At 72.9% G+C, this 26,036-nt stretch carries 28 protein-coding genes; 13 read left to right on the forward strand and 15 right to left on the reverse strand.

Annotation, left to right across the window (positions count from 1 at the left end; all coding sequences use genetic code 11):
• Positions 1 to 197 precede the first annotated feature (197 nt).
• The gene (locus tag OOJ91_RS32245; protein ID WP_439117149.1) at positions 198 to 1,397 is read left to right on the forward strand and encodes a hypothetical protein; all 1,200 of its coding nucleotides are present in this window, start codon (positions 198 to 200) and stop codon (positions 1,395 to 1,397) included.
• A gap of 149 nt (positions 1,398 to 1,546) precedes the next feature.
• On the opposite strand, the gene dxs is transcribed toward OOJ91_RS32245, so the two are convergent.
• The 3 genes from dxs to OOJ91_RS32260 form a co-directional block, all read right to left on the reverse strand.
• Positions 1,547 to 3,493 carry a 1-deoxy-D-xylulose-5-phosphate synthase gene (gene dxs / locus OOJ91_RS32250; RefSeq protein ID WP_266251015.1) on the reverse strand — a complete coding sequence of 649 codons (1,947 nt, stop codon included), beginning with the start codon at positions 3,491 to 3,493 and terminating at the stop codon, positions 1,547 to 1,549.
• Positions 3,494 to 3,574: 81 nt separating this feature from the next.
• Entirely contained in the window at positions 3,575 to 4,873 is a 1,299-nt protein-coding gene (locus tag OOJ91_RS32255; RefSeq protein WP_266251017.1) for a class I SAM-dependent RNA methyltransferase, read from the reverse strand.
• On the reverse strand, positions 4,866 to 6,935 hold the full coding sequence (locus tag OOJ91_RS32260) for an APC family permease (RefSeq protein ID WP_266251019.1): 2,070 nt from the start codon (positions 6,933 to 6,935) through the stop codon (positions 4,866 to 4,868). Before OOJ91_RS32260 ends, OOJ91_RS32255 begins: the two co-directional genes overlap by 8 nt.
• A gap of 162 nt (positions 6,936 to 7,097) precedes the next feature.
• On the opposite strand from OOJ91_RS32260, the gene OOJ91_RS32265 reads away from it, so the two are divergent.
• Positions 7,098 to 7,763 carry a potassium channel family protein gene (locus OOJ91_RS32265; RefSeq protein WP_266251020.1) on the forward strand — a complete coding sequence of 222 codons (666 nt, stop codon included), beginning with the start codon at positions 7,098 to 7,100 and terminating at the stop codon, positions 7,761 to 7,763.
• A 3-nt stretch (positions 7,764 to 7,766) separates the two neighbouring features.
• On the forward strand, positions 7,767 to 8,456 hold the full coding sequence (locus tag OOJ91_RS32270) for a potassium channel family protein (RefSeq protein WP_007456939.1): 690 nt from the start codon (positions 7,767 to 7,769) through the stop codon (positions 8,454 to 8,456).
• A gap of 30 nt (positions 8,457 to 8,486) precedes the next feature.
• Here the strand turns inward: OOJ91_RS32270 and OOJ91_RS32275 are convergent, their stop codons facing one another.
• The 4 genes from OOJ91_RS32275 to dut all read right to left on the reverse strand — a co-directional run bounded on the left by OOJ91_RS32275 (position 8,487) and on the right by dut (position 10,942).
• Positions 8,487 to 9,173 (reverse strand): DUF3159 domain-containing protein, encoded by a 687-nt coding sequence (locus tag OOJ91_RS32275; protein ID WP_266251022.1) that lies wholly within the window; start codon positions 9,171 to 9,173, stop codon positions 8,487 to 8,489.
• Positions 9,174 to 9,198: 25 nt separating this feature from the next.
• Complete coding sequence (locus tag OOJ91_RS32280; RefSeq protein WP_007456937.1) at positions 9,199 to 9,579, reverse strand: OB-fold nucleic acid binding domain-containing protein; 381 nt, start codon at positions 9,577 to 9,579, stop codon at positions 9,199 to 9,201.
• Between the two features lie 126 nt (positions 9,580 to 9,705).
• Entirely contained in the window at positions 9,706 to 10,380 is a 675-nt protein-coding gene (locus OOJ91_RS32285) for a DUF3710 domain-containing protein (protein WP_266251025.1), read from the reverse strand.
• 25 nt (positions 10,381 to 10,405) lie between these two features.
• Positions 10,406 to 10,942: a dUTP diphosphatase gene (gene dut / locus OOJ91_RS32290; protein ID WP_266251027.1), complete on the reverse strand. Its 537-nt coding sequence runs from the start codon at positions 10,940 to 10,942 to the stop codon at positions 10,406 to 10,408.
• 90 nt (positions 10,943 to 11,032) lie between these two features.
• Here dut and OOJ91_RS32295 point away from each other — a divergent pair, with 90 nt between their 5' ends.
• Positions 11,033 to 11,560: a DUF3093 domain-containing protein gene (locus tag OOJ91_RS32295; RefSeq protein WP_266251547.1), complete on the forward strand. Its 528-nt coding sequence runs from the start codon at positions 11,033 to 11,035 to the stop codon at positions 11,558 to 11,560.
• A 19-nt stretch (positions 11,561 to 11,579) separates the two neighbouring features.
• Here OOJ91_RS32295 and OOJ91_RS32300 read toward each other — a convergent pair whose 3' ends face one another.
• Positions 11,580 to 12,377 (reverse strand): hypothetical protein, encoded by a 798-nt coding sequence (locus OOJ91_RS32300; RefSeq protein WP_266251028.1) that lies wholly within the window; start codon positions 12,375 to 12,377, stop codon positions 11,580 to 11,582.
• 120 nt (positions 12,378 to 12,497) lie between these two features.
• Complete coding sequence (locus tag OOJ91_RS32305; RefSeq protein ID WP_007075406.1) at positions 12,498 to 12,794, reverse strand: DUF4193 domain-containing protein; 297 nt, start codon at positions 12,792 to 12,794, stop codon at positions 12,498 to 12,500.
• 434 nt (positions 12,795 to 13,228) lie between these two features.
• Between OOJ91_RS32305 and OOJ91_RS32310 the strand changes: the two genes are divergently transcribed.
• Positions 13,229 to 13,747, forward strand: a complete 519-nt coding sequence (locus OOJ91_RS32310; RefSeq protein WP_266251549.1) for a LytR C-terminal domain-containing protein — start codon at positions 13,229 to 13,231, stop codon at positions 13,745 to 13,747.
• 68 nt (positions 13,748 to 13,815) lie between these two features.
• Here OOJ91_RS32310 and OOJ91_RS32315 read toward each other — a convergent pair whose 3' ends face one another.
• Positions 13,816 to 14,637, reverse strand: a complete 822-nt coding sequence (locus OOJ91_RS32315; protein ID WP_266251052.1) for an inositol monophosphatase family protein — start codon at positions 14,635 to 14,637, stop codon at positions 13,816 to 13,818.
• A gap of 289 nt (positions 14,638 to 14,926) precedes the next feature.
• Here OOJ91_RS32315 and OOJ91_RS32320 point away from each other — a divergent pair, with 289 nt between their 5' ends.
• Together OOJ91_RS32320 and OOJ91_RS32325 are read left to right on the forward strand one after the other, a co-directional pair.
• Positions 14,927 to 16,543, forward strand: a complete 1,617-nt coding sequence (locus tag OOJ91_RS32320) for an RNA polymerase sigma factor (RefSeq protein WP_266251054.1) — start codon at positions 14,927 to 14,929, stop codon at positions 16,541 to 16,543.
• 245 nt (positions 16,544 to 16,788) lie between these two features.
• Positions 16,789 to 17,022: a DUF7455 domain-containing protein gene (locus tag OOJ91_RS32325; protein WP_007456919.1), complete on the forward strand. Its 234-nt coding sequence runs from the start codon at positions 16,789 to 16,791 to the stop codon at positions 17,020 to 17,022.
• A 134-nt stretch (positions 17,023 to 17,156) separates the two neighbouring features.
• Here OOJ91_RS32325 and OOJ91_RS32330 read toward each other — a convergent pair whose 3' ends face one another.
• The 3 genes from OOJ91_RS32330 to OOJ91_RS32340 form a co-directional block, all read right to left on the reverse strand.
• Positions 17,157 to 18,890, reverse strand: coding sequence for a DEAD/DEAH box helicase (locus tag OOJ91_RS32330; RefSeq protein WP_266251058.1), 1,734 nt, complete (start codon positions 18,888 to 18,890; stop codon positions 17,157 to 17,159).
• 226 nt (positions 18,891 to 19,116) lie between these two features.
• Positions 19,117 to 19,779, reverse strand: coding sequence for a trimeric intracellular cation channel family protein (locus tag OOJ91_RS32335; RefSeq protein WP_266251060.1), 663 nt, complete (start codon positions 19,777 to 19,779; stop codon positions 19,117 to 19,119).
• Positions 19,780 to 19,819: 40 nt separating this feature from the next.
• Positions 19,820 to 20,038 (reverse strand): DUF3039 domain-containing protein, encoded by a 219-nt coding sequence (locus tag OOJ91_RS32340; RefSeq protein WP_007456912.1) that lies wholly within the window; start codon positions 20,036 to 20,038, stop codon positions 19,820 to 19,822.
• Between the two features lie 88 nt (positions 20,039 to 20,126).
• Between OOJ91_RS32340 and OOJ91_RS32345 the strand changes: the two genes are divergently transcribed.
• Positions 20,127 to 21,062, forward strand: a complete 936-nt coding sequence (locus tag OOJ91_RS32345) for a pseudouridine-5'-phosphate glycosidase (RefSeq protein ID WP_266251068.1) — start codon at positions 20,127 to 20,129, stop codon at positions 21,060 to 21,062.
• Positions 21,059 to 21,958 (forward strand): carbohydrate kinase family protein, encoded by a 900-nt coding sequence (locus OOJ91_RS32350; RefSeq protein WP_266251069.1) that lies wholly within the window; start codon positions 21,059 to 21,061, stop codon positions 21,956 to 21,958. Before OOJ91_RS32345 ends, OOJ91_RS32350 begins: the two co-directional genes overlap by 4 nt.
• A gap of 51 nt (positions 21,959 to 22,009) precedes the next feature.
• Here OOJ91_RS32350 and OOJ91_RS32355 read toward each other — a convergent pair whose 3' ends face one another.
• Complete coding sequence (locus OOJ91_RS32355) at positions 22,010 to 22,369, reverse strand: DUF3099 domain-containing protein (RefSeq protein WP_266251071.1); 360 nt, start codon at positions 22,367 to 22,369, stop codon at positions 22,010 to 22,012.
• Positions 22,370 to 22,472: 103 nt separating this feature from the next.
• Here OOJ91_RS32355 and OOJ91_RS32360 point away from each other — a divergent pair, with 103 nt between their 5' ends.
• A complete protein-coding gene (locus OOJ91_RS32360) occupies positions 22,473 to 22,760 on the forward strand; it encodes a hypothetical protein (RefSeq protein WP_124771959.1) in 288 nt (95 codons plus the stop codon).
• Between the two features lie 13 nt (positions 22,761 to 22,773).
• The gene (locus OOJ91_RS32365) at positions 22,774 to 23,085 is read left to right on the forward strand and encodes a hypothetical protein (protein WP_007456902.1); all 312 of its coding nucleotides are present in this window, start codon (positions 22,774 to 22,776) and stop codon (positions 23,083 to 23,085) included.
• Between the two features lie 3 nt (positions 23,086 to 23,088).
• Here OOJ91_RS32365 and OOJ91_RS32370 read toward each other — a convergent pair whose 3' ends face one another.
• Positions 23,089 to 23,673 carry an HhH-GPD-type base excision DNA repair protein gene (locus OOJ91_RS32370; RefSeq protein WP_266251551.1) on the reverse strand — a complete coding sequence of 195 codons (585 nt, stop codon included), beginning with the start codon at positions 23,671 to 23,673 and terminating at the stop codon, positions 23,089 to 23,091.
• An 85-nt stretch (positions 23,674 to 23,758) separates the two neighbouring features.
• Here OOJ91_RS32370 and OOJ91_RS32375 point away from each other — a divergent pair, with 85 nt between their 5' ends.
• Both OOJ91_RS32375 and dtd read left to right on the forward strand, forming a co-directional pair.
• On the forward strand, positions 23,759 to 25,243 hold the full coding sequence (locus tag OOJ91_RS32375) for a DUF7782 domain-containing protein (RefSeq protein ID WP_266251074.1): 1,485 nt from the start codon (positions 23,759 to 23,761) through the stop codon (positions 25,241 to 25,243).
• Positions 25,244 to 25,475: 232 nt separating this feature from the next.
• Positions 25,476 to 25,898: a D-aminoacyl-tRNA deacylase gene (dtd, locus tag OOJ91_RS32380; RefSeq protein WP_266251075.1), complete on the forward strand. Its 423-nt coding sequence runs from the start codon at positions 25,476 to 25,478 to the stop codon at positions 25,896 to 25,898.
• Positions 25,899 to 26,036: the final 138 nt, after the last annotated feature.

Below are 26,036 nucleotides of genomic sequence, written 5' to 3' on the forward strand. Positions count from 1 at the left end.
CGGGTGCGGCGCGGACAGGGCGCGGGACTCGGCAGGCGTCACAGTCGGCGGAGTCTACCCGAGCGGCGAAAAGGCACTAAAGCCCCGGTGACGTCCATTGTGGTGGGTCTGGGGGCGGCCAACGACGGCTTGGCGTCGGACATCTCGTACTATGGCGCTTTCCCACAACGACGGCGAGGCGATCGGGGGCGGATCAGGTGACTCCGGGCCGCCGGCACGGCAGGGCGCTCACCGTCCTGCTGAGCGCCCTGTTGGCCACCACCGCGTGTGGTCCCGTCGCCGAGCGCACACCCCGCGACCTGCGGGTGGGGTACGACAGCCTCGACGGCACGCTTGCGGTGTGGCCGCCCCGGGGTGACCTGGCCGGTGACGCGGCGGCGACGGCGGCCGTCACCAGGGCCGTGCGCGACTGGCGCTCACCGGCCGACGACCGGGCGCACCTGCCCTCGTCCGGCATCCTCTTCTCCGGCCGGGTCGACGGGGCGCCGGTGGCCCTGGTCGCGGCCGACGTGCCCGGCGAGAGCGCGTCCTGGCTGCTGCAACTCACCGGCGACGGCGGCCGGTACGCGATCGCCCGCGCCACCGAGTACACCGACCCCGGCTACCTGGTCTACTCCGACGTGCTGCCGGTGCAGACGGCCGGCGGTCGGCGCTACCTGGTCTCCGCCCGGGTGCAGCAGTTGCTCGGGCCGCAGGGCCGGGCGCTTACCGTCGCCGACGGCCTCAGCGCCCCTGTCGACGTGCCGGCCTGCACGGCGGTCGCCGTGACGGCGACCCTGCGGGCCACCGAGTCGCTGCCCCGCGGGCGGGCCGCCGACCGGCTGCTCGACCTGGGCACCGGCACGACCGACCCGCGCTATCCGCTGGTCCGTGACGAGTCCGGGGCGGGCCGGCGGGCGCTCACCGGGCTGGACACCTGTGTGCTGGCCGGCGAGCGGGGTCCGTTCGGCAGCATCCCGCGCCGGATCGGCGACCGGGACGCGCCGAAGTCGGTGCCCACCTCCTGGCCGATGGCGAAGCTCTCGGTCCGTTCGCTCGGCGAGGTGGCCCTCGGCGGCGGCGAGCCGGCCGAGTTGCAGCAGCTCAGCTGGGACACCGACGCCGGCACGATGACAGCTGTCGTCTACCGGCCGGCGGACGGGAGCGCGCCGGTGGTCTCACCTGCCGACCGGGCCACGCCGTTGCAGACCTACCAGCTTCCGGTGCCCGGCCAGCCGCTTGTGGTGCTCAGCTGGCGGGCCACCAGGGACAGCTCCCTGTCGGTGCCGCCCGGTACCCCGCTGCTGGTGGAGCGCCCCGGCCTGGTGGTCGTCCCCGAGCCGGCCCGCACCCAGACCTACAGCCTGGCCAACACCGACAAGACCCACTACCGCTCGGTGACACCCCGCTCCCGCTGAGCCCCGCCCCCGCTCCCGCTGAGCCCCCGCCCCCGCCCCCGCGATCGTGCGCTTTCCGCCCCGACAGACGGGGGCGAGAGCCGCAGCACGGCAACCGAAGGCCCGACGGCGGGCGCCCCGCGGGGCACCCGCCGTCGGGTCGCGCCGGATCAGTTCTGGGCCGGAGTCTTCGTGGGGGTCAGCCGGTCCGGGGTGGCGTCCAGGCGGGAGATCCAGCCGGTGACGTCGCGCGCCACGTCCTGGGCGGTCAGGCCGAGGTCGGCGAGGATCTGCGCGCGGGTGCCGTGCGGGTGCCAGTCGGCAGGTACGCCCAGGTCCTTGAGCGGCACCCGGACGTCGGCGTCGCGCAGGGCCTGGCCGAGAGCGTCGCCGACGCCGCCGACGCGGACGCCGTCCTCGACGCTGACCACGAGCCGGTGGCGGGCGGCCAGCTCGACCAGCTCGGCCGGGACCGGACGGACCCAGCGGGGGTCGACGACCGTGACGCCGTAGCCCTGCTCGGCGACCCGGGCGGCCACCTCCATGCCCAGCTGGCCGAAGGAGCCGACGGCGACCAGCAGCACGTCGGTACGCGCCGACTCGGCCAGCACGTCGACCGGGCCGACCCGGCGCAGCGCCGGCAGGTCCGCGGCGACCGCGCCGGTCGGGAACCGCACGACTGTCGGGCCGTCGTCGGTGGCCAACGCCTCCCGCAGCTCCTCGCGCAGCGTGGCGGCGTCCCGGGGAGCGGCGATCCGCAGGCCGGGAACCACCCCGAAGACGGACATGTCCCAGATGCCGTAGTGGCTGGGGCCGTCCGGGCCGGTGATGCCCGCCCGGTCCAGCACGAACGTCACCGGCAGCTTGTGCATCGCCACGTCCAGCAGGACCTGGTCGAAGGCGCGGTTGAGGAAGGTGGCGTAGACCGCGACCACCGGGTGCAGGCCGCCGAGCGCCAGGCCGGCCGCCGAGGTGGCGGCGTGCTGCTCGGCGATGCCCACGTCGTACACCCGCTCGGGGTACTTGCGGGCCAGCTTGGCGATGCCTGTCGGCTCGGCCATGGCGGCGGTGATGCCCACCACGTCCGGCCGCTCGTCGGCGATGGCCAGCAGCTCGTCGGCGAAGACGTGCGTCCACTTCACCGAGGGGGCGGCCAGCAGCGCGCCGGTCTCCACGTCGAAGGCGCTGCCGGGGCCGTGCAGGCAGTCCGCCTCGTCCTCCTCGGCCGGGCGGTAGCCGTACCCCTTGCGGGTGACGGCGTGCACGATCACCGGGCCGCCGAAGTTCTTCGCCGCGCGCAGCGCCGACTCGACGGCCGCCACGTCGTGCCCGTCCACCGGGCCGACGTACTTGATGCCGAGGTCCTCGAACATGGCCTGCGGCGCGACGGCGTCCTTGATGCCCTTCTTGACGGCGTGCAGCACCTCGTACATCGGCTTGCCGACCAGCGGCGTGGAGCCGAGAGCGTCCTTGACCGTGTCGAGGACCTTCTCGTAGCCGGGGTTGAGCCGCAGCGAGGAGAGGTGGTCGGCGAGGCCGCCGATGGTCGGCGAGTAGGACCGGCCGTTGTCGTTGACCACGATGACGAGGGAGTTGCCGGCGGTGGCGATGTTGTTCAGCGCCTCCCAGCACATGCCGCCGGTCAGCGCGCCGTCGCCGACCACGGCCACGACGCTGCGCGCCTCACCCCGCAGGGCGTACGCCTTGGCCAGGCCGTCGGCGTAGGAGAGCGCTGTGGAGGCGTGCGAGTTCTCGATGAGGTCGTGCTCGCTCTCCGCCTGGCTGGGGTAGCCGGAGAGGCCACCGCGCTGGCGGAGCTTGTCGAAGCCGGCCTGGCGCCCGGTGAGGATCTTGTGCACGTACGCCTGGTGGCCGGTGTCGAACAGGAGCCGGTCCCGGGGGGAGTCGAAGACGCGGTGCATGGCAAGTGTCAGCTCGACCACACCGAGGTTGGGCCCGACATGCCCGCCGGTGCGGGAGACCTTGGCGATCAGGAAGTCCCGAATCTCGGCGGCGAGCACTTCCAGCTCCTCGCCCGACATCCGCTTGACGTCCTGCGGACCGCGAACCGTCCCCAGCAGCCGGCCGTGGTTGGCCGTGTCCTCTTCAACACTCATGACCGGAGAGTCTATCGGCCGTCCGACACTCCGCAGCCTGGCCCGAGCCGCGCGCACCCCAGTGGGCGGCTGAGCGCCTGGTCAGGGCCGATCCACATCGGGAGCGTCGACCGGGAGCAGGAGCCCCAGCAGCTCGACGTGCTGGGTCATCGGGAACAGGTCGAAGCCGCGCAGCGCCGCCAGCCGCCAGCCGCGCTCGGCGAACGTGCGGACGTCCCGGGCGAAGGCCGCCGGGTCGCAGGCCACGTACGCGACAGCTCGCGGGCCGGCGGCGGTGAGCGCGCGCACCACAGGGGCGCCGGCGCCCGAGCGCGGCGGGTCGAGCACCACCACGTCGACCGGGCCGGTGATCCGTCGGCGGGCCAGCGCGGTCTCCACCCGGGCCGCCACCACCTCCACGCGGGGCAGGTCGGCCAGGTTCTCCCGGGCGGCGGCGACGCTGTGCGCGGCGGCCTCCACCACTGTCACCCGGCCGGACGCGCCGACGCGGGTGGCCAGCCCGGCGGCGAACAGTCCGGCGCCGCCGTAGAGGTCCCAGGCCACCTCCCCCGGGCGCGGGTCGAGCAGCTCCAGCACGGCCGTGGACAGGGTGTCCGCCGCCGCCGGGTGCACCTGCCAGAAGGCGGACGCGGGTAGCGCCCAGTCCCGCCCTGCGGCCACCTCGCGGACCTCGGTGGGCCCGCTCACCGGCGTGGCCACCCCGTCGCGGACCTCCGCGACGCTCACGTCCCCGCCGGTGCTGGCGACGGTCTCCACCGCCTCGGCCGCCGGCCAGCGCGTGCCGGTCGGGCTGAGCACCGGCAGTTGCTGGATGGCGGGGTGGGCGATCCGGCACTTGTCGATCGGCACGACCTCGTGCGAGCGGTGCTTGAGCAGACCGGCGCGGTCCGCGGCGTCGACCGCGTAGCGGACCCGGGAGCGCCACCCCAGCAGCCCGCCCGGCAGCGCCTCGACCCGGATGCCGAGCCGGTCCAGCTCGGCGTCGGTGAGCCCACCGAGGCGCACCAGCTGCTCGCGCACCACAGCGGTCTTCCAGGCCAGCTGCGCGTCCGGGGCGACGTGTTGCAGGTCGCAGCCGCCGCAGGCGCCCGGCCTCGCGTACGGGCACGGCGGCTCCACCCGGTCCGGCGAGGGGTCCAGCACGGTCACGGCGTCGGCTCGGACGAACCCCTTGTGCACCTCGGTGACCTCGGCGATCACCCGCTCGCCGGGCAGGGCGTGCCGGACGAACACCACCTGCCCGTCCACCCGGGCCACGCAGTGCCCGCCGGGGGCCACCGCGTCGACGGTCAGCTCCACCCGCTCCGCCTCCGCGAGGCCACGTTGCTCCTCGGCCGGGCCACGCTCGGCCGCCACTGGTGGCGCGGTCCGCTCAGTCACGGCCGTTCCCGACGGTCTCGCTGCCCACCGGGCCGGGCTCGTCCGGCGGCGGTACGGCGACCGGCGGCGGCACGGTGCCCCGGGGCCCGCGTGCCGGCGTGTTGGAGAGCGTGGCGTCCAGCCGGTCCAGGTTCTTGCTCGCCGTCGAGGCGAGCTGCCAGGGAACGCTCACCACCATCACCCCCGGTTCGAAGAGCAGCCGGCCCTTGAGGCGCAGCGCGCTCTGGTTGTGCAACAGGTTCTCCCACCAGCGCCCCACCACGTACTCCGGGATGAAGACGGTGACCACGTCGCGGGGTGACGTGCGGCGGGTGGAGGCGACGAAGTCCAGGATCGGGCGGGTGATCTCCCGGTACGGCGAGTCGACGACTGTGAGCGGGATCGCCATCTCCCGCCGCTCCCAGTCGGCCTGCAGGTCGCGGGTGTCCTTCTCGTCCACGTTCACGGTCACCGCTGTCAGCGTGTCCGGCCGGGTCGCCCGGGCGTACGCGATGGCCCGCAGCGTCGGCTGGTGCAGCTTGCTGACAAGCACGATCGCGTGGTTGCGGGCGGGCAGCACGGCCCGGCCCTCGTCCGGCGGGGTCAGCTCGGTGGCGACCCGGTCGTAGTGCCTGCGGATGGCCAGCATCAGCACGTAGATCACCGCCATCGCGGCGATCGCGATCCAGGCGCCGAGCAGGAACTTGGTGATCAGGACGATCACCAGCACCGTGCCGGTCAGACCCATGCCGAAGGTGTTGATGGCCCGGGACCGCAGCATCCGGCGACGCGCCTCCGGGTCCCGCTCGGTGCGCAGGCGTCGGTTCCAGTGTCGGATCATGCCGGCCTGGGACACGGTGAACGAGACGAAGACGCCGACGATGTAGAGCTGGATGAGGCGTGTCACCTCGGCCTGGAACCCGACGATCAGCACGATCGCGAAGAGCGCCAGGAAGGTGATGCCGTTGGAGAAGGCCAGCCGGTCGCCCCGGGTGTGGAACTGGCGGGGCAGGTAGCGGTCCTGGGCGAGGATCGAGCCGAGCACCGGGAAGCCGTTGAACGCGGTGTTCGCGGCCAGGAAGAGGATGAGCGCGGTCATCCCGGCCACCACGTAGAGCAGGAACGACCCGGAGCCGAAGACCGTCTCGCCGAGCTGGGTGGTCACCGTCTTCTGCACGTACCCGTCGGGGCCCGAGACGATCTGCAGGGCCGGGTCCTCGACGAACTGCAGGTGGGTCAGCCGGGCCAACCAGATGATCCCGACGAGCAGGCTCACCGCGATCGCGCCCAGCAGCAGCAGCGTCGTGGCGGCGTTGCGGCTCTTCGGCGCCTTGAACGCCGGCACGCCGTTGGAGATCGCCTCCACACCGGTGAGCGCGGCGGCCCCCGAGCTGAACGTCCGCAGCAGCAGGAAGACGAGTGCGAAACCGGTCACGCTGTGCTCGGCCTGGATGACCAGGTCGGCACTTGGCGCACGGAGGTCGTCGCCAAGCACGAAGACGCGGAACAGCCCGGTCAGCAGCATCCCGCCCATCACGATGACGAAACCGTAGGTGGGGATGGCGAAGGCGGTGCCCGACTCGCGCAGGCCGCGCAGGTTGACCGCCGTGAGCAGCACCACCGCGATCACCGCGATCATGACCTTGTGCGTGGCCACGAACGGCACCACCGAGCCGAGGTTGGCCACGCCGGAGGAGACCGACACGGCCACCGTGAGCACATAGTCGACAAGCAGGGCGCTGGCCACCCCGACCCCGAACTTCGGGCCGAGGTTGACGGTTGCCACCTCGTAGTCGCCGCCGCCGGAGGGGTAGGCGTGCACGTTCTGCCGGTAGCTGGCCACCACCGTGAGCATCACGACGACCACCGCGAGGGCGATCCACGGGGAGAACAGGAGCGCCGAGGCACCGGCGATGGACAGGGTCAGCAGGATCTCGTCGGGCGCGTACGCGACGCTGGACAGCGCGTCGGAGGCGAACACGGGCAGCGCGATGCGCTTCGGCAGGAGGGTGTGCTGCAGGCGGTCGGACCGGAACGGTCGACCGAGGAGCAGCCGCTTCAGCAGCGAGGTGGGACTGGCCACGAACGCCAAGGGTACGACCATCATCGCGGAAGCACGGGGGTGGGCGATCGTCGCTGCTCACCACGACGGGGTACGGTCGATCCCCGCTGGCCGCCGGGACGTGGCAGGCTCGCACCTGTCAGACCCGGCAGCGGGAGCGGTACGCACCTTGGGAGGGACAGCGTGCACGTCGTGATCATGGGATGTGGCCGGGTCGGGTCGACCCTCGCCCACAGCCTGGAGTCCCGGGGGCACTCGGTGGCGGTGATCGACCAGGACGCTGACGCCTTCCGGCGGCTCGGCCCCGACTTCGCCGGCATCACGGTGACCGGGGCGGGCTTCGACGGCGAGGTGCTGCGCCAGGCGGGCATCGAGCGCGCGGACGCCTTCGCGGCCGTCTCCAGCGGCGACAACTCCAACATCATCTCGGCGCGGTTGGCCCGCGAGACGTTCGGCGTGTCCCGCGTCGCGGCCCGCATCTACGACCAGCGCCGCGCCCAGGTCTACGAGCGGCTGGGCATCCCCACGGTGGCGACGGTGCGCTGGACCGCCGACCGGATGCTGCGGCACCTCGTGCCGGAGGGCAACGTGGAGATCTTCCGCGACCCCACGAGCACCGTGTCGATCGTCGAGGTCCCGGTGCACAAGGAGTGGATCGGCCGGCCGGTGCGCGTCCTGGAGGAGGCGTCCGGCGCGCGGGTGGCCTACCTGATCCGTTTCGGCATCGGCACGCTGCCCACCGCGTCCACAGTCGTGCAGGAGGGCGACCAGGTGTTCATGCTGGTCAGCGACGACATCGTGGCGACCGTCACGTCGGTGGCGGCGACGCCGCCGGAAGGGGGGCACTGAGCCATGCGGATCGCCATCGCGGGCGCCGGCAACGTGGGCCGCTCGATCGCCCAGGAGCTGATCGAGAACGGCCACCAGGTGATGCTCATCGAGCGGCAGCCGAAGATGCTCCGGCCGGACCGGGTGCCGGCCGCCGAGTGGGTGCTCGCCGACGCGTGTGAGGTGGCCAGCCTGGAGGAGGCCAACGTCGCCGGCTGCGACGTGGTCGTCGCGGCCACCGGTGACGACAAGACCAACCTGGTGCTGTCGCTGCTTGCCAAGACCGAGTTCGCGGTGCCCCGGGTGGTGGCCCGCGTCAACCGTGCCGAGAACGAGTGGCTCTTCACCGAGCAGTGGGGCGTCGACGTCGCGGTGAGCAAGCCGCGGGTCATGGCCGCGCTTGTCGAGGAGGCGGTCACCGTCGGCGACCTGGTCCGCCTGATGACCTTCCGGCAGGGCGAGGCGAACCTCGTCGAGATCACCCTGCCGCCGACCGCGCCCTACGTCGGTCAGCCCATCCACGCGGTGCCACTGCCCCGCGACTCCGCCCTGGTGGCGATCCTGCGCGGCAAGCGCGTCCTGGTGCCCAGCCCGGACGACCCCATCGAGGCCGGTGACGAGCTGATCTTCGTCTGCACCGCCGAGGTGGAGGACGAGGTCCGCGCGGTCATCCTCGGCCCGGACAGCGTCGAGCGGACCCGCGGCTCACGCTGAGCAGCCGCCGGGCGTGGGTGGCGCGGTCGCTCAGGCGCCGGGCAGTGGGGTGGGTTGCGGCTCCCGGGTGACCCGGCGCACCGTCCAGACGGTGATGAGCAGCAGCAGCGCGTACGGCGGGTAGCCAAGCGCCAGCCGGGCCACGCCCAGCGCGGTGTCCTGGTGGGCGAGGTAGAGCCCGGCCTGGACGCCCACCTTGGCGAGCCACACCACGCCCCAGAGCACGGTCAGCCGGGTGAAGGTGCGCACCAGCTTCGGGTCGGCCCGCCACTCCGCGCGGCCCTTGGCGACGAGCACCGACCAGATCCACCCGACGAGGGGCTGCCGGACGGCCGCCGAGATCAGCAGGGCGATGCCGTAGCCGATGCCGTAGAGGATGCCGGGAAGGTAGAAATCCCGCTCGTCACCTGTGCGCCAGGCGATGGCGGCGCCGATGCCCACACCGAACAGACCGTTCACCGCGTGCCGGATCGGCCGGCGCTGGGCCAGCCGCAACCCGGCGATCAGCAGCGCGACGGCCACCGAGGCGATCACGGCGGGCCGGAGGTCGCCGATGATGTTGGCGAGCACGAAGACGACCACGGGGATGCTCGACTCGACAAGCCCCCGCCAGCCGCCGAGCTGGTCGGCCATCTGCTCGGCGATCGTGGGCAGTGTCTCGTCCTCCTGCGGAGGATCGGTCTCCGGCTGTGCTGCCCGGTGCTGTCCCGTCGTCATGCCCGGCCTTCCGTCCGCGGTGCCGTCACTTCGGCGAGTCCAGCTCGTAGTACGGGTTGTAGATGACCTTGCGTTCGTCGCGCATGGCCACCCGACCGCGCGCGGTCAGGTGCCGCCCCGGCTCGATCCCGGAGATGTGCCGCCGGCCCAGCCAGACCAGGGTGACGACGTCGCTGCCGTCGTACAGGTCGGCTTCGAGGGTGGGCAGGTTGGTGCGCGGCGTGTAGACCACCGTGCGCAGCCGACCGGCGACCGAGACCACCTGGCCCCGGGAGCACTGCTGGGCCAGGACGCCACCGCACTCGGCGCTCTCCTGACGCAGCTCCTGCGCGTCGATCTCGGCCTCGCTGGCGGTGAACCGTTGCAGGATGCGCCGCAGCGACACCCGGCTCTCGTCGGTCGTCATGACCTCCGTGTCACCCTCTCCACGCTCGCCGGCTCCGGCCGGCTCCGGCCCGACTCCGGCGACGCCGGAACCGTCCCGCCAGCGTACGCCGACGGGCCCGGTTCCGGCGGGCCGGTGTTCGGTCGGTCAGACCTGGCGGGGCTCGGAGGCGGCGGACTCGTCCCCGCCCTCGGCGCCGGCCTGGTCGGCGATCTCGCGGGGCAGTCGCAGCGGCAGCGGCTCACGGACCGGCTTCGCCTCCTGGCCACGGTCGACCACCAGGCCGTCCAGGCACTCGGCGAGCGGCCCGGCGCTGGCCGGGTCGGTGGCCACCGGGCCCTGGAAGACACCGCGGACCATCCAGCGCGGCCCGTCGACGCCGACGAACCGCAGGTTCGTCGGGCCGTCCGGGGTGCGCACCTGGGCGTGCAGCTCCGGGCCGTACTCGCCCTCGACCTCCTGGGCGGAGGCGCCGTCCTGCAGCAACGACTGCCGGATCTCCTCGCGCACCTCGTCCCAGATCCCCTCGGACCGGGGGGCGGCGAAGACGCCGAGCTGCAACGCGTTGTCCCCGTGCACCAGCACCACCTGCTGGACCACGCCCTGCGGGTCGGCCTGCACCCGCACCTCCACCTCGGCCACCGCCGGGATGTGCAGGCTGCCGAGGTCGAGCCGCTGCACCTCGTCGTCGACCTCGGAGATGTCGTACGGCCCGCGCACGAGCGCCGGCCCCGACGCTCCGGCGCCCTCGTCGAGGACCTCGGTGGTCCGCTCGTCGCGGGTGTGCCGCCCGGCATCGGCCCGCTTTCGGGAGAAGATCACTGCGCCCACCCTCCGCTGTTCACGATCACCCTGCCACCTCTTCCGTCTGCCCGTGGCCCGGCTCGGCCCGCCGCTGGTCGGCCCACTCCTGGCCGGCCGGTGACGGCACCAGCCCGGCGTGCCCGCCGGTCGAGCCGTGCCCGCCGGTACCACGCGAGGATCCGGGCAGCTCGGCCACCGGCGCGAACCGCGCCCGCGCGACCCGTTGGACCACGAGCTGGGCGATCCGGTCGCCGCGGGAGATCTTCGCGGGTGTGTCCCGATCATGGTTGATCAGGTTGACCATGATCTCACCCCGGTAGCCGGCGTCGACCGTACCGGGCGCGTTGAGCACCGTCACGCCGAGCCTGGCCGCCAGGCCGGAGCGCGGATGGACCAGGCCCACGTACCCCTCCGGCAGGGCGACGGCCACGCCGGTGGGCACCAGGGCCCGACCACCGGGCGGCAGCTCCACGTCCGCGGCGGCCACCAGGTCGGCCCCGGCATCGCCGGGATGGGCGTACGTGGGCAGCGGCAGCTCGGCATCGAGCAGCCGTACGGGCACGGGTACGACGTCGGTCACGGGTCCCCTCTTCGTCCGGTTGTCTCCGGTGACCCTGCCATCCTGCCGGTTGGCCGGCCCGCCGTGCGCCGTACCCTCGCAGGAGTGAGCATGTCGCCCTCCCCGTCCGCTGATCGGCCGTCGGTCCCGGCCCGTCCGGCGTACGCCGAACGGCTGGACCTGCCCTGGTGGCTGTGGCTGACCGGGCTGGTGGCCGCCGCGCTGCTGGCCGTCGAGATCTGGATGGGCGGCTCCGGCCCCCGCGCCTGGGTGCCCTTCGCGGTGCTGCTGCCGGTCACCGCCGCCGGGATGTGGTGGCTGGGCCGGATCCGCGTCGCGGTCGTCGACTCGGAGCTGCGGGTGGACGACGCCCGGCTGCCGGTGCGCTTCGTGGCCGACGTGGTCCCGTTGGACGTGGCCGGCCGCCGTGAGGTCCTCGGCGTGGGCGCGGACCCGCTCGCCTTCGTGGTGCAGCGACCGTGGATCGGCGGCGCCGTGCAGGTGGTCCTCGACGACCCGGCCGACCCGACCCCGTTCTGGGTGGTGAGCACCAGGCGGCCTGTGGAGCTGGCCGAGGCGGTGCTTGCCGCGCGGGACGCCCGCCGGCCCGCCGACCGTACGGCAGGCGAGCCGGGCTGACCGGTGCCGACGGCTCCGCTCAGGTGCCCGTCGGTGGGCCGGGCAGGGCCGGCGGTGGCGCTGGCCGGGCGATGCCCTGCCGGCGCAGGTCCACCTGGAGCTGGTCGGCCATCTGGCGAGTGGCCCGGCGGTTGAGGTAGCTGGCCACCGCCGCGCCGGTCAGGAACGGCCCGAGCGTGGTGAGGTTGCGCCCGAAGCGGCGCAGCAGCATGTCCCGCATCTCCTTGCGGGCGGCGGTGCCGAGCACCGCGCCCACGCCCACGCCGGGCACCATCGGGTTGACCCCGCGCTGGGTGGCCCAGGAGTGCACCAGGGCCACCGCCCGTTGACCGCCGGCGCCGGGCAGCGCCACGCCGTGGATCTCGTGCAGCTCACCGATCAGTTTCAGCTCCACCGCCACGACGGCGACGGTCTCCGCGGCGAGCAGCACGGGCGCGGAGAGCAGCGTGGGCGCGACTGTCCACTCGACTGCGGCGACTCCCCCGCCGGCCGCGCCGATCCCGGCAGTGGCGCGGGAGGCGTTGCGGATCAGTCGCTCGGCCAGGGCTGCGTCGTCCAGGCCGGGAAAGTGTCGACGCAGGGTGGCCAGGTCCCGCACCGGTACGTGCGGGGCGATCTCGGCCACCGTGTCGGTCATCCAGCGCACGGCGGCGCGTGGCTTGAACAGGTCGGAAATGCCCCGGCTACGGGCCTGGCTCACCATCCGGGTGAGCAGTTGGCGCCGCCGGGCCGGCGCGATGTCGTCCGCGGTCAACGCCGCGACGGTGGCGCCGAGGTCGTCCGCGCCGCCGTCGGTGGTGTCGCCTCGATCGCTCATGGGTCGGACCTCCCGGTGCTGTGGCTACCCGCTACGAGTCAAGCAGGTACCCACCGGCGTCGCATGCCTACACCGGTAGCGGCGGCCCCGATCAGGAGGCCGCCGCCGGTGTCGTGAGTGTCAGACGCACTCTCGGCAGATCAGCTCGCCGTTGCGCTCGACCGCCAGCTGGCTGCGATGGTGGACCAGGAAGCAGCGGGCGCACCGGAACTCGTCCTGCTGCATCGGTAGCACCTTGACAGTGAGCTCCTCGTCGGCCAGGTCGGCACCGGGCAGCTCGAAGCTCTCGGCGACCTCGGCCTCGTCGACGTCCACCGCGCCCGACTGTGAGTCGACGCGCCGTGCCTTGAGCTCTTCCAGGCTGTCCTCGCCGAGGTCGACCTCGTCGCGACGCGGGGCGTCGTAGTCGGTGGCCATCGGTTGTCACTCTCCCATATCGATGTTGTCGCTTCCGGTTGTAACGCCGGACGACGCTGTTTCGGTTCCGCTGGCCGACCACCACTTGTGTCGGGCACCCGACCCGGGGACCGTACGGGTCGGGACCGCTGGGGCCACTCCCCTGCGAGCGCGGAACCTTACCCCCCCTTGGGCGAGGCATGTATACCGCCCTTGCGGCTGAGATGTACGCCCCCGCACGCGAAGTTGTTCCCAATGTGATTCAGGCGACACGAAGATAGGGGTAGTAGTACCCGGTTCACGGTCGGCGCGCCGGCATGTCGGACTGTTTCCACGCGACGGCCGGACAACCGTTAACCTCAGCGGCGTATTCGACGGCCGGCGGTCAGTGCGATCGTTGGCGGCCGCCGCCACCCACCTGAGGTCCCGGGAGCGCCCAGATGAGTTTTGCGCGAGTGCGAGCACTCGTCGTCGTCGGCCTGCTGGGGGTCCTGGCCCTGGCGTTCGTGATCACCGCGATCGTGCGGGACAGCCAGGGCGACGCCGGCGCGGCGGGCGGCTGCCCGGACGGCTGGCCGCTGGCGGACGTCACCCTGCACGAGACCAAGGACGTCAAGATCAACGTCCTGAACGCGACCGACGAGCCGGGCCGCGCCGGCGCCGTCGCCGACGACTTCCGCAACCGCAAGTTCCAGGTCAAGAAGGTCGGCAACGCGCCGAAGGGCATCGACGACGTCGCCGTCCTGAAGTTCGGTCCCAAGGGTGTCAGCTCCGCCCACCTGCTCAAGGCGTACTTCCTCAACAACGCCGAGCCGGTCTACGACGAGAAGCGCACTGACGACGTCGTCGACGTGGTGCTGGGCAACGGCTTCCAGCAGCTCGCCACCACCACCGAGGTCAACCAGTCCCTCGGCGACCTGGGCCCACCTGTCGCGCCCGCCGGCTCCTGCCCGTCCCCCGCCCCCAAGAAGTGACTGCGTAACCCCGGGGGGCGGTCCGCCCCCCGGCGCCCCGACACGCCCCGGGGCGCTCAGGGGCGTCGTCAGGGGCCGCCGGAGGCGTCCAGGGCGGCCAGCCGGTCGTGCAGGTCGGCGAAGAGGGCGGGCGGGGCCGCGATCACCAGGTCCGGCCCGGGCGGGCGACCGGCCAGGCCGGAGACCCGCGCGCCCGCCTCGGCGGCCACCAGCCCGCCGGCGGCCAGGTCCCAGGCGCCCAGGCCCTTCTCGAAGTACGCGTCCAGCCGCCCCTCCGCCACCAGGCAGAGATCCAGGGCGGCGGCGCCGAGGCGGCGGATGTCCCGCACCGACGCGATCAGCCCGGCGACCACCGACGCCTGGTGCGCCCGCCGGCCGGCGTCGTAGCCGAAGCCGGTGCCGACGAGCGCCTGTCCCAGGTCCGTCTCGCCGGAACAGCGCAGCCGCACACCGTCGCGCCAGGCGCCGCCGCCCGCGGTGGCGGTCCACTCCTCGCCGGTGTTCACGTTGCGCACCACGCCGGCGACCACCACCCCGTCCACCTCGGCGGCCAGCGACACCGCGCTGTACGGCAACCCGTAGAGGTAGTTCACGGTGCCGTCGATCGGGTCGACGATCCAGCGCACGCCGCCCGGCTCTGCGGGGCCGGTGTCCTGGGTGCCGTACTCCTCGCCCAGGACCGCGTCCCCCGGCCGCAGCGCGCGCAGCGCGTCGAGGACCTGCCGCTCCACCGCCCGGTCCGCCGCCGTGACCACGTCGGTTACCGTGCTCTTGGTCGCCGCCACGGAGACGCCCTCGACCCGCATCCGGTACGCGGTGGCCGCCGCGTCCCGAGCCACGTCGAGCGCGATTGCCAACAGTTCCCGCGGTGGCGGCGCCGAACGGTCCATTCCAGGGTCCCCTTCCCGTACGACCGGGGCGTTCCGGGCCGTGCGCGAGTATCATCCTTACAAAGTCCACATCTGCGCCGAATCGGCGGTCCCGCCGCCGTTACGCCGTGCGGCGCAGGATGATCGCCGCAGACGGCGTTACAATTCACCCCTGCCCACGCGCCACGGACCGCCGACCACCGGCCGGCCCGGGACACGAGGGTCCCTCAACCACATCGCCCGGCCCGGTTGCCCCACGCTGTGCCGGACGACCCGGCCGTGCCCGCTCTTCGCCTCCGGAAGGTCATTCGTGACAGAACCCCGCCAGCCCGGCGCCGACGTTCGCTCGCTCACCGACACCCTGATCGCCCACGCGCAGAGCGCCGGTGGTCAGCTCACGTCGGCCCAGCTCGCGCGCACCGTCGAGACCGCCGAGGTGACTCCGGCCCAGGCCAAGAAGATCCTGCGGGCGCTCTCCGAGGCGGGAGTGACCGTAGTGGTGGACGGCTCGGCGAGCACCCGCCGCCGGGTCGCCGCGGCCCGCTCGACGACCCCCGCGTCCCGGGCCACCACCGCCAAGACCACCAAGAAGGCGGCCGCGCCCGCCCCGAAGCAGGCGCCCGCCTCCGACGAGGCGCCGTCGACCCCGGCTCCGCGCAAGGTGGCCGCTCGCAAGGCCGCCGGCGGCACCGCCGAGGTCGCCGCCGCCGGGGCCACCCCGGTCAAGGCGACCAAGTCCACCCGCGCCACCAAGGCGACGGTGGCCGCGGCTGCCGGCGCCAAGCCGGTCAAGGCCGGCGGCAAGGCCAAGGGCGAGGGCGCCGAGGGTGAGATCGACCCCGAGGAGCTCGCCGCCGCCATCGAGGACGTGGTGGTGGAGGAGCCGGCCGAGCTGGCCCAGGCCGCCGAGACCGACGCCGCCGCGTCGGCCACCGACAACGACTTCGAGTGGGACGACGAGGAGTCCGAGGCCCTCAAGCAGGCCCGGCGCGACGCCGAGCTGACCGCCTCCGCCGACTCCGTCCGCGCGTACCTGAAGCAGATCGGCAAGGTCCCGCTGCTCAACGCCGAGCAGGAGGTGGAGCTGGCCAAGCGGATCGAGGCCGGGCTCTACGCCGCCGAGCAGCTGCGCGCGGCCGACGAGGGCGACGAGAAGCTCGTCCGGGAGATGGTCCGCGACCTGGGCTGGATCTCCCGCGACGGCGAGCGCGCCAAGAACCACCTCCTCGAGGCGAACCTCCGTCTGGTCGTCTCCCTGGCCAAGCGGTACACGGGGCGTGGCATGGCCTTCCTGGACCTGATCCAGGAGGGCAACCTCGGCCTCATCCGCGCGGTGGAGAAGTTCGACTACACCAAGGGCTACAAGTTCTCCACGTACGCCACCTGGTGGATCCGGCAGGCGATCACCCGCGCCATGGCCGACCAGGCCCGCACGATCCGCATCCCGGTGCACATGGTCGAGGTCATCAACAAGCTCGGCCGCATACAGCGCGAGCTGCTCCAGGACCTGGGCCGCGAGCCCACGCCGGAGGAGCTGGCCAAGGAGATGGACATCACACCGGAGAAGGTGCTGGAGATCCAGCAGTACGCCCGGGAGCCCATCTCGTTGGACCAGACCATCGGCGACGAGGGCGACAGCCAGCTCGGTGACTTCATCGAGGATTCCGAGGCTGTGGTCGCGGTCGACGCGGTCTCGTTCTCGCTCCTGCAGGACCAGCTCCAGCAGGTGCTGCAGACGCTCTCCGAGCGTGAGGCGGGTGTGGTACGTCTGCGTTTCGGCCTGACCGACGGTCAGCCGCGGACGCTCGACGAGATCGGTCAGGTCTACGGGGTGACCCGGGAGCGGATCCGGCAGATCGAGTCCAAGACGATGTCCAAGCTGCGTCACCCGTCCCGCTCGCAGGTCCTCCGGGATTACCTGGACTGAGCCGGTTTCGTCAACCGAACGTGTCGTTTTGGCCACCTGGTGTGCAACACCAGATGGAGATCGTCCGGATGCACGAATGTGATCGTTGACGTGGCACCCTGGGTGCACGGCACACTGTCCCTGCCAGGTGTGACCTCGGTCCCCCGCGGGCACACAGGGAAGGCAGCGCCTAGCAAGGGTGTTGCACGATAGGTGAGCAACGACCGAAGAGATTGTTCATCGGTGACGACCAGAGGAGGAAGGCGATGAACTCGACCCTCACGCCGCCGCCCGAAACGGTGGCACCCCCAGCCGCCGATGAACGGTGCGACCGCTGCAATGCTGCCGGTAAGCTCCGGATCACTCTGGTGGGTGGGAGCGAGCTGGTGTTCTGCGGGCACCACGCGAACAAGTACGCGGAGGATCTCGTGAAGATCACCGAGCGGTTCGCGACGGAGCCCGATTTCAGCTGGCGTGGCGCCGATCTGATGGCGAACTGAGTCCGTAGACCGACATAGCCCGCCGGAGGCCCCCATGGGGGCCTCCGGCGGGCTTTTTCCTGTCTCTCCGCACCCGGTTGGTCCACTCGGGTTCCTGGAGACCGGAGCCAGGTAGCTGGGGTGGACCAACGGGGCTAGAGGGTCTGCACCGTCGCGATGCGTTCCTCGAGCTGCTCGATGGTGGCCTGGGCGCTCGGCGGGCCGCCGCAGAGCCGGCGCAGCTCGGCGTGGATCTTGCCGTGGGGTTGGCCGGTGCGATGGTGCCGGGCGGCCACCAGAGCGTTCAGTTGCCGCCGGAGCGCCACACGACGCTGAGCGGCGCTAATGGGTGCCGGAGGCGCCGCCGTGGCCGCAGCGGCCGGCTGAGCGGCCCCGTCGGCCGTACGGCGGCGTTGGGCGGCGAGCTGCGCCGCCTGGCGCTTGGTCAGCAGCAGCGAGACCTGGTCGGCGGTGAGCAGACCGGGCAGGCCGAGGTACTCCTCCTCCTCGGGGGTGCCGGCCTGGGCGGCGGTCCCGAACGACGCGCCGTCGAAGATCACCTGGTCCAGTTCGGCTGTCGCCGAGAGCGCCGCGAACCGCTTCTCCAACTCCCCGCTGGCCTGGTCGTCGCGCTGCGCCCGTTCCAGCAGGTCGTCGTCGAGGCCGTCGGAGTCCTTGGGCTTGCCGAGGACGTGGTCCCGCTCGTTCTCCATCTCGCTGGCCAGCCCGAGCAGGTGCGGCACGCTGGGCAGGAAGACCGAAGCGGTCTCGCCGGGGCGGCGGGCCCGCACGAACCGACCGATCGCCTGGGCGAAGTAGAGCGGGGTGCTGGCGCTTGTGGCGTAGACGCCGACGGCGAGCCGGGGGATGTCGACCCCCTCGGACACCATCCGCACCGCGACCAGCCAACGCTGGTCGGACGCCGCGAACGTCGCGATCCGCGCGGACGCGCCCTGGTCGTCGGAGAGCACCACGGCGGCCTTCTCGCCGGTCACCTGTTCGATGAGCTTGGCGTACGAGCGGGCGGTCTGCTGATCGGTGGCGATGATCAGACCACCCGCGTCGGGCATGCCCGCGTTGCGCAGCACGGTGAGGCGGGCGTCGGCGGCCCGCAGCACCTGCGGCATCCAGTCCCCGGCCGGGTCCAGGGCGGTACGCCACGCCTGCGCCACCAGGTCCTGGGTCATCGGCTCGCCGAGTCGGGCCGCCAACTCGTCCCCCGCGTTGGTGCGCCAGCGGGTCTCCCCGGAGTAGGCCAGGAAGAGCACCGGCCGGACCACGCCGTCGCGTAGGGCGTCGGCGTAGCCGTACACCGAGTCGGCGTGGGAGCGCAGCAGCCCGTCACCGCCCCGCTCGTAGGTGACGAACGGGATCGGGTTGTCGTCGGAGCGGAACGGCGTACCGGTGAGCATCAGCCGGCGTACGGCCGGCTCGAAGGCGTTCTTGACGCCGTCGCCCCAGGAGCGGGAGTCGCCGGCGTGGTGGATCTCGTCGAGGATGACCAGGGTGCGACGGGTCATGGTGCGCCGCCGGTGCACCTGCGGGGCCATTCCCACCTGGGCGTAGGTGACCACCGCGCCGTGGAAGTCGGCCGCCGAGTGCACGTCGGCGTTGCGGAACGCGGCGTCGAGCTGGATGCCCACCCGGGCCGCGGCTTCGGCCCACTGGTTCTTCAGGTGCTCGGTGGGCGCGACAACGGTGACCGCCTCGACGGTGCCGTCGCCGAGCAGTTCGGCGGCGATCCGCAGGGCGAAGGTGGTCTTGCCGGCGCCCGGCGTGGCGACCGCGGTGAAGTCCTCGGTACGCCGGCGCAGGTACTCCACCAGGGCCTTGCGCTGCCAGGCACGTAGTGCCGGGAACGTCTCGAGCACCGGCGTCCGGGCTGCCACGCGAAAGCTCCTCTCCGACCGCACGAGGGCGGACACCGGGCGAGGGCCACGAGTACCGCCGCCCATGAAAACGCCTCCGCGCAGAAGCTGCCGCGAAGGCCGACTCAGCATAACCAGCGCGGGCCCCTCGGCCCAGGCGACACCACGCCTGTCGCATCCGTCACCCGAGCAGAACGGGCCGCAACGCGTCGACACGGCCACTCTCACCACGCCGGCACGGGCAGCCTCACCACTCCCGGTCGGTACGCGGATCGGCTCCGCTCGCCCGCGGTGGCCGCAGCGTCGCCACCGGCGCTGACCAGCGGCGGCGCAACGCGACGAGGCGCAGCCCGACCACCCCGACGGCGGCGGCGGTGAGCGGTGCCGGCCCGGTCTGGCCGGTGACGTACAGCAACGCCACCACGATCGATCCGGCCAGGGCGGCCACCGCGTAGATCTCCCGGCGCAGCACCACCGGGATCTCGGCGGTCAGCAGGTCCCGGCCGAGCCCGCCGCCGATCGCCGTGAGCATGCCGATCAGGCAGGCGCCGACCGCCGGCACCCGGGCGTCGAGGGCCTTGAGCGTGCCGGTGACGGTGAACAGACCAAGGCCCGCCGCGTCGAGCACCAGCACCGTGGTGCGTAGTCGGGCGAGCTGCGGGTGCAGCCAGAAGACGGCGAGCGCGGTGATCGCCGCGGTGGCGGCGTACCGCCAGTCGGCGAAGGCGAGCGGCGGCACCTCGTCGATGACCAGGTCGCGGAGGATCCCGCCGCCGAGCGCGGCCACGAAACCGACGAAGGCGACGCCGAACAGGTCGAGCCGTTTGGCCACCGCCGCCGAGGCGCCGGAGGCGGCGAAGACCGCCACCCCGGTCAGGTCGGCGAGGAGCAGGGCGGTGGAGGTGGTCACCGCCGCAGGCTACGTCGCCGGCCGGAGCGCCGGCCGGGGTTCACTCGCGGTACGAGTCGTAGATCTCCTTGCACTTGGGGCAGACCGGCGAGCCCGGCTTGGCAGCCTTGGTGACCGGGAAGGTCTCCCCGCAGAGCGCGACGACGAAGGTGCCCATGACGGCACTCTCGGCGATCTTCTCCTTGCGGACGTAGTGGAACATCTCGGGACCGGTGTCGGCGTCCTTCAGTTCCGGACGCTCGAGAACCTCTGTGCTCACGTCTGCACCTCCAACCGTCAAGTTTGGCAGGTCATCACGGCCGGGTCCACTTGAGCCCGGTCCGGGTACGACCCCGTACCGTGCCGGTGTGACTGACTTTCGCATCAGCTACGGCACCGAGGTGGCCGAAGCCCTGCGCGACGGCCGGCCGGTCGTCGCCCTGGAGAGCACCATCGTCTCGCACGGCCTGCCCCGTCCGCAGAACCTGCGGGTGGCCCGGGAGATCGAGCAGGCGGTCCGGGACGCCGGGGCGGTGCCGGCGACGATCGGCATGATCGGCGGGGAGCTGGTGGTCGGCCTGGACGACGCCCAGCTGACCCGACTGGCCACCGTCGATGGCGTGACGAAGCTCTCGGTCCGCGACCTGGCCGTGGCGGCGGCGACCGGCGCGGACGGCGCCACCACCGTGGCGGCTACCAGCGCGGTGGCTGCCGCCGCCGGCATCGGGGTGTTCGCGACAGGCGGACTGGGCGGGGTGCACCGGGAGGCGGCGCACACCTTCGACGAGTCGGCGGATCTGGTCACCCTGGCCCAGACCCCGATCACCGTGGTCTGCGCGGGGGTCAAGTCGATCCTCGACGTGGGCGCGACGCTGGAGCGCCTGGAGACCCTCGGGGTCGCCGTCATCGGCTACCGCACCCGGCGGTTCCCCGGCTTCTACCTCACCGATGCGGGCTTCGACCTGGACTGGTCGGTGGACTCCCCGGAGCAGGTCGCCGCCGTGCTGGCCGCCCGGGACGAGCACGCCGTGCACACCGGCGGCCTGCTCGTCGCCAACCCGCTGCCTGTCGACGAGCAGCTCGACCCGGAGCTGCACGACCGGACCCTCGCCGAGGGCCTGGCGCGGTTGGAGCGGGACGGGGTGACAGGCAAGGCGGTCACGCCGTACCTGCTGGCGCACTTCCACTCGGCCACCGAGGGCGCGAGCCTGGCGGTGAACGTCCGGATCATCCTGCGCAACGCCGACCTGGCCGCGCGCATCGCGGTCGCCGCGGTCGCCCGTACCTCCGCCGTCCCGGCATGACCCCTCCGGCCCGCGTGGTCGTCGTCGGGGACGTGATCACCGACGTGGTCGCGGTGCTGTCCGGGCCGCTCGCCACCGGTTCGGACACCGGGGCCGAGATCAGTCTCGGCGGCGGCGGCCAGGCGGCCAACACCGCCGCCTGGATCGCCGCCCAGGGGGTCGCCGTCACGCTCGTGGGCGCGGTCGGCGACGACGACGCCGGGCGCGACCGGGTGGCCGAGCTGGACCGCGCGGGCGTGGACTGCGCCGTCGAGCGGGTGGTGGACGCCCCGACCGGCACGGTGATCGTGCTGGCCTCCGACGGGGAGCGGACCATGGTCACGTCGCGGGGCGCGAACCTCGCGTTGAGCGCCGAGCACGTGGAGAAGGCCCTCACGGCGGTGCCCGACGCGGGGCATCTGCACCTGTCCGCGTACACCCTGTTGGACGCCGGGTCGCGCGGCGCGGGGTTGCGGGCGCTGGCCGCCGCCCGCGAGCGCGGGCTCACCACAAGCGTCGACGCGGCGTCCGCGGCGCCGCTGCGGCGGGTCGGCGCGCGGACCTTCCTGGGTTGGGTACGCGATGTCGACCTGCTGCTGGTCAACGCGGACGAGGCCACGGTGCTGGCCGGCGGGTTGGACCCGGCGGCGCAGGGGCGGGCGCTGTCGGCGACGGCCCGGCGGGTGGTGGTCAAACGTGGCGCGGCGGGAGCCGTCTGGGTGGACCGCACCACACCTGTCTGCGCGGCCGTGGCCCGCCGGGTGGCGGTGGTGGACGTCACGGGCGCGGGCGACGCCTTCGCGGCGGGTCTGCTCACCGCGTGGCTCGCGGGCGCCAGCCCGACCGCGGCACTGGGCCGCGCCACCGACCTGGGCGCGTTGGCCGTCTCCACAGCCGGCGCGCGGCCACAGCCATAACGCCCACTGCCACGTGCGGCAGTGACTGTCGAGCCCTGGCCCGCTCGCGGGTCAGGGCTCGACGTCGATGACCTTGTGTGGGCGTTCCTCGGCGGTGAGACTCATCGGTGGGGTCTCGTCCTGCCGCCGGGGATGGAACCGATTGGCCAGCCGGTGCTCCTCCTTGGGCGGCCGGTCGTTGGCCAGCAGCACGGCCAGCCACGGAATGAGCACCATGCCGAGGGCGCACAGCGGCAGCCAGACCCAGAGCAGTGGGGCGTTCGCGCCGACCAGGATCGCGCCGACGATGATGCAGGCCACCCGGATGCCCATCATGAGGACATAGCGACGCTGACGGCTGGTGAGCTGATCATTCTGGCTGCGCGAGGCATCGGTGATCAGAATCGGCTGGTACGCCTGACGTTTCACCATGGACCTCCTCGAGGGGATTACGCCCCATCCTGTCACCACGGAGGCGTGATCAGCGAAAATTGACCAGCCCGGCGCGTGTTACGCGCGTGGTACGCTGCCGGACGTGGGCAGCAGGTTCAGCTTCACCGACGAGGCGTTGGCCAACCTGAGGGTCTACGACGTCACACCCGGGGAAGTCTGGGAGGCGCTGCACAGCGCGCGACGGGTCATCCGTCACCTGGGTGACGACGTGATGGTGGTCTACGCCGCCGCCCGGCGGGGCCGCCGCCTGGCGGTGCTGCTCGCCGAGGCCGACGGCACCGACAACGACTGGGACATCCTCTCCGCCCGCGAGCTGAGCGACGTCGAGTCGAAGCGCTACGACGAGGCCGTGCGGAGAGATCGCCGATGAGGAGGCCGTGACGATGCACCGTAACGACGCGACCAAGCAGTTCCACAGCGGCGACGACCGGCTCGCCGACCTGATCGACGACAGCCCGGGGGTGGACCTGCCGACCCCCGACACGGACGTGCCGATGGTGAGCCGATCGGTGCGACTGCCGCTGGAGACCTACGAGCGGGTCCGCGCCGCCGCCGACGCCCGGGGCATCGGGGTCACCACGCTGATGCGGCAGTGGATCGAGGCCGGCCTCGCCGACCTGGACGACTCCGCCACCGTCTCCCTCGCCGACGTCCGGCGGGCGCTGGCGTCGCTGGCCCACCCGACCGCCGCCTGAGCGTCAGCCCTCCGCGGCCTTCGCCGCCGCCTTCACCTGCTGCTTGTGCTCCCGCACCCGCCGCAGCGAGTCGGCGTCGGTGACGTCCGCCACCGACCGGTACGCGCCGGGATCGCCGTACCCGCCGGCCGCCGTCCGCCAGTCCTGCGGGGTCACCCCGAACCGCTTGCCGAGCAGCGCCACGAAGATCTGCGCCTTCTGCTTGCCGAAGCCGGGCAGCCCGGCGACCCGCCGCAGCAACTCCGGCCCGTCGGTGACGTCTGCCCAAAGCAGCGCGGCGTCGCCGTCGTAGCGCTCCACGAGCACCTGACAGACCTCCTGCACCCGGGCCGCCATCGCCTTCGGGAACCGGTGCAGCGCGGGCGGGGTGGCGAAGAGCGCGACCAGGGCCTCCGGGTCGTAGCCGGCCAGCTCCGCCGCGTCCAGGTCGCGACCGAGCCGCTGTGTGAGGACGTACGGCGAGGAGAACGCCTTCTCCATCGGCACCTGCTGATCAAGGGTCATGCCGACAAGCAGGGCCAGTGGGCTGCGCTCCAGCAGCCGGTTGGCCTCCGGGTCGATGGGCAGGACGAGCGTCATGCCTGCCATCTTGCCTGGCGCGCGGATCCGGGCCGGCACCGACGCTCCGGCGGGTGCTGCCGACGCGGAACGGCACGAAAGGCAGGATGAGGGCGTGGACGAACACGACATGCTGCTCTCCCCCGCCGGCGTCGACGCGCTGCGCACCGCGCTGACCCGGACCGGGTTCACCAGCCACGGCATCGCCGAGCGGCTGGGCGCGCAGGCCACCGGCGCGGTCGCCCGCAACGACTACCGGGCGGCGCTGCGCGCCACCGAGGACGGCGACCCGCTCGGCACCCTGATCCGGGTGTTCATCTGCGACCAGACCGAGCCGGAGGCCGCGGTGGCCGCCGCGCTGGCGCCGCTCACGGTGGAGGAGGCGCTGGCCGGCGGGCTTGTCGAGAGGTACGGCGACGGTCTGCGCGCCGGCGTCGACCTGGAGCCGTACGGGGACGACTGGTGGGTGCTCGCCGACGTGCCGGCCAGCGCCCGGCCGGGTCGCCCGCTGCACGCCGAGCACGTGCTGGGGATCGGCGGCGCCACCCAGACCCTGATCGGCGCGACAGTGCGCCGGCGGGTGGGCAGCGCGCTGGACCTGGGCACCGGCTCCGGCGTCCAGGCCCTGCACCTGGCCACCCACGCCGACACGGTGACCGCCACGGACCTCTCCGAGCGGGCCCTGCGCTTCGCCGCGACCACCGCCGCCCTCAACGGCCAGGACTGGGAGCTGCTGCGCGGCGACCTGGTCGCCCCGGTGGCCGGCCGTCGCTTCGACCTGGTGGTGAGCAATCCGCCGTTCGTGGTCGGCCCGGGTACGACCACGCACGTCTACCGCGACTCGGGGCGGGTGGGTGACGCGATCGCCGCCGAACTGGCCGCCGCCGCCCCCGGTCTGCTCACCGAGGGCGGCACCATGCAGTACCTGGCGAACTGGGTGCACGTCGCCGGCGAGGAGTGGGACGAGCGGGTGGCCGGCTGGTTCGCCGGCACCGGCCTGGACGCCTGGGTGATCCAGCGCGAGGTGGCCGACCCGATGGCGTACGTCGACCTGTGGCTCACCGACGTCGGCGAGGGCGCCGACCCGCAGCGGGCGGCCGTCTGGCTGGACTGGTTCGATGCGCACAAGATCGAGGGGATCGGCTTCGGCATCGTGTCGCTGCGTCGAGGCGGGCACGCAGATCCGGTGGTCCGCGTGGAGGACCTGCGTCAGCGGGTACAGCCGCCGCTGGGTGACCAGATCGGCGCCTGGTTCGACCGCCAGGACTTCCTGCGGGTACGCGACACCGACGCGCTGCTCGCCGAGCGCTACCGGGCGGCCGACGGCCTCCAGCTGCGCCAGGAGGCCACCATGGGCGACGAGGGCTGGGCTGTGGATCGGCAGGTGCTCGCGATGCCGCACGGCCTGCGCTGGACCGAGGAGATCGACCCGCTGGTGCTGGCGCTTGTCGGTGGGGCCGACGGCCGGCTGCCGCTGCGCGACCAGCTCGCCCTGCTCGCCGCGGCCCACGACGTCGAACCCGCGGAGATGGCCGAGGCCGCCGGCCCGATCGTCGCGCACCTGGTGGAGCGCGGCTTCATCGAGCCGGTGACCGAGTGATGCGGGCAGACGTGCGAGGCGGGACGGCGGCCGGCGGTCTCGCGGACGGCCGCGTCCCGGACGGCCGCGTCCCGGACGGCCGCGTCCCGGACGGCCCCGCGACAAGCAGCCCCGCGCCTGGCAGCCCCGCGCCTGGCAGCCCCGCGCCTGGCGGCCTCGCGACAAGCGGCCTCGCGACAAGCGGCCTCGCGACAAGCGGCCTCGCGACAAGCGGCCTCGCGGCGGGCTGCTGATGCGGGCCGTGGTGCAGACCGTCGGACGGGCCAGCGTGACAGTGGACGGTGAGGTGGTCGGCGCCATCTCCGACGGCCTGCTGGTGCTGCTCGGAGTGACCCACACCGACACGGCGGAGACCGCTCGGACGATGGCCCGAAAGGTGCACGAGCTGCGCATCCTGGACGACGAGCGCTCCGCCGCCGACGCCGGTGCGCCGATCCTGGTGGTCAGCCAGTTCACCCTCTACGGCGACGCCCGCAAGGGTCGCCGTCCAAGCTGGACGGCAGCCGCCCCCGCCGACGTGGCCGAGCCACTGGTGACAGCGGTGGTCGACGCGCTCCGTGAACGAGGCGCCAAGGTCGAAACAGGCCGCTTCCGAGCCCACATGCTCGTCGAAAGCACCAACATAGGCCCCCAAACAATCCTCCTAGACCTCTAACCCCCACCCCACCCCCCTCTCTTGGTGATCAAGAGGTTTGCGTCATATCGAGCCCGAATCCTGACGCAAACTTCTTGATCACCGGGACAGGACAGGGCGGGACAGGGCGGGGGCGGGGGTGGGGTGGGGTGGGGTGGG

It is taken from the genome of Micromonospora lupini (assembly GCF_026342015.1).
In the GTDB taxonomy this organism is placed as follows: Bacteria; Actinomycetota; Actinomycetes; order Mycobacteriales; family Micromonosporaceae; genus Micromonospora; species Micromonospora lupini_B.